This is a genomic window from Methanobrevibacter sp. (assembly GCF_045539575.1).
Classification (GTDB): domain Archaea; phylum Methanobacteriota; class Methanobacteria; order Methanobacteriales; family Methanobacteriaceae; genus Methanocatella.
In genome coordinates this window covers 1-7429 of sequence record NZ_JAZQFM010000043.1, presented here as the reverse complement: position 1 = coordinate 7429, position 7429 = coordinate 1, and the positions used below count along the sequence as shown (strand labels likewise).

The 7429-nt window shown below is 38.0% G+C and carries 5 protein-coding genes; 4 read left to right on the top strand and 1 reads right to left on the bottom strand.

Features of this window, described 5'->3' with window-relative positions; genetic code table 11:
• The 4 genes from ACKI30_RS05730 to ACKI30_RS05715 all read left to right on the top strand — a co-directional run.
• Nucleotides 1-909, top strand: a 909-nt coding sequence (locus ACKI30_RS05730; RefSeq protein ID WP_407410664.1) for a DUF5915 domain-containing protein, incomplete at its 5' end; no start/stop codon positions are given.
• A 10-nt stretch (nucleotides 910-919) separates the two neighbouring features.
• Nucleotides 920-3058: a phosphoribosylformylglycinamidine synthase subunit PurL gene (gene purL, locus ACKI30_RS05725; protein ID WP_407410662.1), complete on the top strand. Its 2139-nt coding sequence runs from the start codon at nucleotides 920-922 to the stop codon at nucleotides 3056-3058.
• A gap of 23 nt (nucleotides 3059-3081) precedes the next feature.
• Nucleotides 3082-4299: a gephyrin-like molybdotransferase Glp gene (gene glp, locus ACKI30_RS05720; protein WP_407410660.1), complete on the top strand. Its 1218-nt coding sequence runs from the start codon at nucleotides 3082-3084 to the stop codon at nucleotides 4297-4299.
• A 16-nt stretch (nucleotides 4300-4315) separates the two neighbouring features.
• On the top strand, nucleotides 4316-5446 hold the full coding sequence (locus tag ACKI30_RS05715) for a site-2 protease family protein (protein ID WP_407410658.1): 1131 nt from the start codon (nucleotides 4316-4318) through the stop codon (nucleotides 5444-5446).
• A 523-nt stretch (nucleotides 5447-5969) separates the two neighbouring features.
• Here ACKI30_RS05715 and ACKI30_RS05710 read toward each other — a convergent pair.
• Nucleotides 5970-7196, bottom strand: a complete 1227-nt coding sequence (locus ACKI30_RS05710; protein ID WP_292738608.1) for an FprA family A-type flavoprotein — start codon at nucleotides 7194-7196, stop codon at nucleotides 5970-5972.
• Nucleotides 7197-7429 lie beyond the last annotated feature (233 nt).

Sequence of the window (7429 nt, the reverse complement as noted above, 5' to 3'; positions counted from 1 at the left end):
AGTTTATACACAGCTATTGTTAAATTAATTACTGTATTATGCCCAATTGCTCCTCATATTTCTGAAGAAATCTATGAAAATCTTATAAAAGGAGTTAATCCTCAAGCTCCTGAAAGTATTCATATGATTGACTGGGAATTTGATGCTGATGCAATAGATGAAAACCTTGAATCTAAAATGGATGTTGCACGTGAAGTAATTGAAGCATCTATCAGAGCACGTGATATGGCACAATTTAAATTAAGATGGCCAGTAAGTGATATTACTGTTGTATCTCAAGATGAAGATGTTTTAAAAGCTATTGATGAATTAGCTGACATTATTAAAGATCAATCAAATACTAAAGAAGTATTATGTTCCAGTGAATTTGAAAAATTGTCCTTTATTGCAAAACCTAACCTTAAAATTTTAGGTCCTAAACTTAAAGGAGATATGGGTAAAGTTGTAAAAGGTCTAAAAGAAAGTGATGGTAATCAAATTAAAGCTGAACTTGATGAAAATGGATGTGTTACAATTGAAGGAATTGAATTAACTTCTGAAGAAGTATTATTTGATTCAGAACTCCCAGATGATTTTGTTTCATCTGAATTTGAAGGTGGTAATGTATTCGTTAATACAAATATAACTTTAGAAATCAGACAAGAAGCTATGGCACGTGAACTTATAAGAAGAGTTCAGGACATGAGAAAAGATTTGGACTTGGATGTTGAAGCTAATATTGATGTTAGTGTTGAAACATCCGCTGAATTTAAAGATTTAATAGTTCCTCAAAGTGAAATTATTTCTCATGAAATAAGAGCACGCAGTCTTATTATTTCTGATAGTGAAAAATGTAGTGATGATTCTGAAAATTATACAAAAGAATGGGATATTGAAGGAGAAAAAGTAATAATTTCAATTAAAAATTAAGGGTGTTAATATGACTTTAGCTGATTCTGAAATTGAATATATTGAAGAAATCCTCGGTAGGGAAATGAACGAACTTGAAGAAGGAATGCTTGACGTAATGTTTTCAGAACACTGCTCATACAAAAGCAGCAGACCATTTTTAAGGGCATTTCCAACTGAAGGGGAAAATATTATTTTAGGTCCGGGTGACGATGCAGGTCTTGTAAGCGTTACAGACAAATATGCACTGGCTGTAGGGATGGAATCCCACAACCACCCATCCGCAATCGAACCATATGGTGGTGCAGGAACCGGTATTGGAGGAATTCTGAGGGATATCATTTCCATGGGTGCAATGCCTATTGCACTTCTGGATTCACTTAGATTCGGACCTCTTGAAGATGAAAAATCAAGATACCTGTTTGAACATGTCGTAAAAGGAATTTCCGACTATGGAAACCGTGTAGGAGTTCCAACTGTCGCAGGTGAAATCGAATTTGACGAATCATTCAGAACAAACCCTCTTGTAAATGTAATGTGCGTAGGGCTTGTTGAAAAGGAAAACATCGTAAGGGCACAGGCACCATATATAGGCGACAAGTTCCTATTAATGGGCGGAACAACCGGTCGTGACGGAATCCACGGTGTAACATTCGCTTCAGAGGAGTTAACCTCAGACTCTGAAACTGAAGACAGGCCGGCTGTACAGGTTGCAGATCCGTTCACCAAAAAAAGAGTGCTCGAAGCTTCACTTGAAATCCTTGAAAAAATCAATGTAAGCGGTGTAAAGGACCTTGGTGGAGGAGGTCTTACCTGCTGTATTTCAGAACTTGTAGACGCATCCGAAAATGGAGCATTAGTGGACCTGCGTGCAATTCCACTTAGGGAAACCGGAATGACTCCATATGAAATCATGCTTTCAGAGTCCCAGGAAAGAATGGTATTTGTCCTGAACCCTGATGATATTGAACTTGCTCAGCAAATATGTGACAAACATGAAATCGTATCATCAGTAATCGGTGAGGTCATTGAAGGAAACAACATGATTATTTCCGATGAAGGCGAAGAGCTTGCAAACTTGCCGACTATTTTACTTGCAGACCCACCATCAATTGACAGGCCAATTGCAGAAATTCCAGAGGACACTCAAAAGATTGAACTTAAAGAACCTGGAGTTTACCAATCCTTGCCTAAGCTATTGGCTTCCCCAAATATCGCATCCAAACAGTGGGTTTACAAACAGTACGACCATGAGGTTCAGGTAAGAACAGTCGTAAAACCTGGCGATGATGCAGCGGTCTTAAGAATTGATGAGGACACTGCAATTGCACTTACAACAGACTCAAACACAATCCACACAAAATTGTCTCCATTTGACGGGGCAGCAGGATGTGTCGCTGAAGCTATCAGAAATGTAATCTCTATGGGTGCAACCCCTTATGCAGTCGTTGACTGTCTAAACTTCGGAAACCCTGAAACACCTGAAATTCTCTGGCAATTCAAGACTGCCATTGAAGGAATGAGTTTGGTGGCTGAAAAATTCAATGCACCTGTCATCAGCGGTAACGTAAGTTTCTACAATGAAACTGAAGGAATCAAAATCAACCCAACACCTGCTGTTGGTGTAATCGGTGTTGAAAACATTGAAAACATAAGAACCATGGACTTCAAAAACGAAGGTGACAAGATTATTTTAATCGGTAAAACCTACGATGAGCTGACAGGTTCAGAATATCACAGATGCATCCACAACCTTGAAGTGGGAACCGCTCCAAGAATCAGGATTGAAGATGAAGTCGCTAACGGTCAGACAGTATTGAAATTAATCGATGAGGATGTAAACAAAGACATCACTGCAGTTCACGACGTTTCAGCAGGAGGTCTTGCAGTGGCATTGTCAGAAATGGTCATCAAATCAGGACTTGGCTGTGAAGTCACATTAACTGATGATGAACTGGACAAAATCCAATTGCTGTACTCAGAAAGTCACGGCAGATACTTGTTAACTGTCAAAGCTGATGCGCTTGATGACATCTTAGCTAAAATCGATGTGGATTGTCAAGTAATTGGTGAAGTAAAAGGCACTTCATTAAATGTTAATGATCACGAATTCAGCTATGAAGATTTAGACAATGCATATCACGGTGTCATTGAAAAGTACATGGCATAATAAACTTGGGGGAGTTTAAAAATATGTTTTTGTCTAAACTAGATTCTGTAGGAAATGCTTCAAAATTGATTGTTGATAATCAAAAATATACAGATTCAGAAGAGATTTCTATCTATGATGCTCACAAAAGGGTTTTAGCTGAAGACATCATGGCTTTTCATGATTCACCACCATTTGACAAGTCCGCAATGGACGGTTTTGCAGTAATTGGTGAAAACACCTTTGGAGCATCCCAATCAGCTCCTAAACAGCTAAAAATAATTGACGCAATCGGCGCTGGGGATTTTTCAGATAAGACTGTAGGTGAAAATGAAGCTATTGTAATAGCTACCGGGGCTCCGATTCCTGAGGGTGCAAATGCAGTCATCATGAAGGAATACACTACCACTGACGGCGATGAGCTGACAATCTACTCCCAAGTAACTCCCGGCGAAAACGTCAGTCCGAAATCAGAAGACATTGAAAAAGGACAGAAGATATTGGATAAGAATACTTTTATCAGATATCAGGAACTGGGTTTAATCGCTTCAGCCGGTTATGATACAGTTAAAGTGTATAAAAAACCTAGAGTTAAACTTATCATAACAGGAAATGAGCTTGTTGAACCTACCAAAGAAGAAATAGACAAGGCTAAAATCATCAACTCCAATCAATTCACAATTAAGGCAATGATTGAAGATTCAGGTGCAATCTGTGAAATTGGTCATGCGGGAGATACCTTCGATGAAGTCAGGGAAGCTGTATTGAAGGCTTCTGAGGATTATGACGTTATTATGACAACCGGAGGAACAGCTATCAGTAAGGGTGACGTTGTTTTGGATGTTGTCAATGACCTTGGAGAAATCCTATTCCACGGTGTTGCAATGAGGCCGGGCAAGCCTGCAGGCGCTGGAATTATCAACGATAAAATGATATTTACATTTTCAGGCCAGCCTGTAGCTGCAATGAGCCAATTTGATGTTTTTGCAAGAAAATACCTGTTTGAAATGCAGGGAAGATCATTTGATTTTCACATTGTCAACCGTGAATCTCAACTAAAAGTCCCTTCCCAATTGGGCAGGACTGATTTTATACGTGCAGTCGCAGATGACGAATATGCGAAACATGTTCTGAACAGAGGTTCTGGCATAATTAGGTCAATGGTTGAGGCGAACAGCTATATTATCATAAACGAAAATGATGAAGGATATCAGAAAGGCGATATAGTTGATGTTGTGATGTTCGATTCACTACTTTGGTAGAGGAAGTGCATTTTTAATGAATGGTATTTATTATTATTTGATAGCTTTTGCTGTCATCTGGATATTGTCCGCAGTATTCCATGACAGGCTGGAAAGGCATGGTTTTGATATAAACTTCCCAGTCATAATGTGGAAGACTCAAAGACTCAGGGGACTGATATCCAGGATTTCTAATTTTTCTCCTACATTCTGGCGATGGTACATGAATGTTGGGATTGTTGTGGCCTTTGGAGCCATGATTTTTATTACATGGACGCTGATTAGTTCACTGCCTTCGGTTTTTGAAACTCCGGCGGTTTCTATAATAATTCCTGGTGTGGAAATGCCAGGTTCAGCGATTTACATTCCATTTTTCTATGGTTTAATTGCTTTAGCTACTGTATTGGTAGTCCATGAATTCTCACACGGTGTTCAGTCAGTCGGTGAGAAGATTTCAATCAAATCAATAGGGTTACTGCTGTTTGCCATTATTCCGGGGGCATTCGTAGAGCCTGATGAGGATGAGCTTAAAGCATCCAAAAGGTCTTCAAGACTTAGGGTTTATGCTGCAGGTTCTGTTGCAAATATTTCCCTGGCGGTCATTGCCATTTTATTGGTGTCATTGATTTCTGCCGGAATTCCATCATACTTTGCAGAGGACGGAATAGCTATTGACAGAATTGTTACGGATTCACCGTCAGACGGTATCCTAAAGGAAGGCATGGTTTTGCAGGCTATTGACAACCATACAATAGGCAACGCCACAGATTATTCAAATGTTGTGAGTTCTTATAGTCCTGGAGATAATGTCAGTGTCAAAACCGATCAGGGCACATATACGCTCACTCTTGATGAGAATCCAAACAATGAGTCCAGAGGATTTTTCGGAATCCAGGCAAACAGACATTTCGAACTTATAAACGATAGTTTAGGTCCGCTGCCTTGGGTTTTATTTGAGTTTCTTGAACTTTTCCAATGGGTATTCATGCTGAACCTTGGAATCGGGCTATTTAATCTGCTTCCGCTGAAACCTTTGGATGGAGGTTACATGCTTGAGATACTTCTGAGCTATAAGTTATCCGAAGAGCACTACAAGCCAATTGTTAATGCATTGTCAGTTGTTATGGCGATGATAATTGTATTCAGTCTTGTTGCAGGGTTCTTATAAAAATTGCTTTGAGTATGTAAAATTGTAGCCAAAAAGAACTGCTTATTTTAAATATTATTAGAATATAATAGATTATTGGAGAATTTTTTCTCTTAATTGGTGAAAACTAATTATTAAAAAATCCAGTCAGAAGTTGTGGGTATCTTGCCTGCAACTTTTTTTTTAAAAAAACAGACGTGGACTGGTGAATGGAGTTTGCTTGTTATTATTCCTCTCCCTTAAAACTTAAAGGGGGTGGTATAATGGAATTGAACATTAATATTAATTTAACATTAATAATAATTTTTTCAATATATTTGTTATACTATAGAATAAAGAACAAGTAAACAGGTAATGAATCGATTATTAGTAAGGTTTTTAGAGAATTCAATTCTCGCCGTCTGTTTTTTCCTTGCTATAGATTCATTACCAATTCCATTAAACAAGATGTTTAATAAAATTAATAATAATTATCTTTTCATGGTTTATAAATTTTTTGAAAAAAAGAAATGGAGAAAGAATAATTAAATTCTTTAAGATGTTTTTATAACTCTTTACATGCTTGAGCTAATTTTTTACCTAACTCATAGCTTGCTTCATCTTCATCAGCGGTTGGTACGAAGTAGATTTCTTGGGTATCTACAATGTCGAATCCGCAGTTTCCTAATTCTTCAGCGAGTTTTTGAGGAGCTCCTCCTCTTCCACCCATGGAACCGAAGGTAACTGCTTTTCTTTCAATACCTGTTCTGTTGAAGAGTAATCCTTTCAAGTAGTACATGATGTCCCCGATACTTGGGTATGGTACATCGTTGATGGTAGGGTCTCCAACAGCAATACCTTTACTGGTTAAGATACTTTTGACGATTTCGGATCTTTCATCTTCGTGTAAGAAGAAGATTTCTACATCGTAGCCTTCAGACATTGCACCTTCAGCAATTTCGTGAGCCATTTGTTGGGTTGAGTAGTGCATGGTGTCGTAGATGATAGTGATTTTGTCTTCACATACACCGGTAGCCCAGTTTTGGTAAGCTCCGATAATTTGCATTGGGTCGGTCCAGATTTGACCGTGGGATGGTGCAATCATTTTGATTTGGTCAAGTAAACCTAATTCCACTACTTCGTTTAGTTTTTTGAGAACTAATTTTGAGAGTGGGGTGATTAAGTTTGCGTAGAACTTTTGTGCTGCGTCCATTAACACGTTTTCAGGGATTTCATCAGAGAATCTTTTGGTGAAACATAAGTGTTGACCGAATGCATCGTTAGGGAATAAGATACCGGTTTCATCAGCAAGTAGGGTAAACATGCTGTCAGGCCAGTGTAATAAGAATGCATCGAGGAATGCTAGGGTTCTTCCGCCAACATCTAATGAGTCTCCGGTTCCAACTGTAATGAATTCTGCTCCTTCAAGTGAAGGGTAGTGTTTTAATAAACCTTTCACTGCGATTTCGGTACAGTAGATAGGTGCTTCTGGGAATCTTTTGTGTAAGTCCACTAAAACACCGGAGTGGTCTTTTTCTACGTGGTTTTGAATGATGTAGTCAACTTTAACGTCTCTTCCTTCTTGTGCGAAAGCATCGTCGATACGTGCCATCATTTCTTTGGTTTTACCAGGGTAAGCGTTATCAATAAGTGCTACTTTGTCTTCTCCAAATACTAAATATGCGTTGTAGGTTGTTCCGTCTAAGGTGTAACCGTGGTATGTTCTTAAATCCCAATCGAGTACACCGATCCAGTATACTCCATCAGCTATTTTTTGAGCATTAGCTTTCATTTTTAAATCTCCATAATTTTAATTCATTAATTTATGAATTGTTATTATTTTAATCATTATTTTATATATAGTTTTGTTTTATACGAACAGTTTTATCTATATATTATGGGCTTGTTTTAATAGTAATGGTCATTATTAATATTAGAAAGGTTAAATTATTGATTTTATTTAGTAAAATTGTTTTTAATTCGTTAAATTGTTCTAGAGGAAGGGGCCCGAAATTTACTGAAACT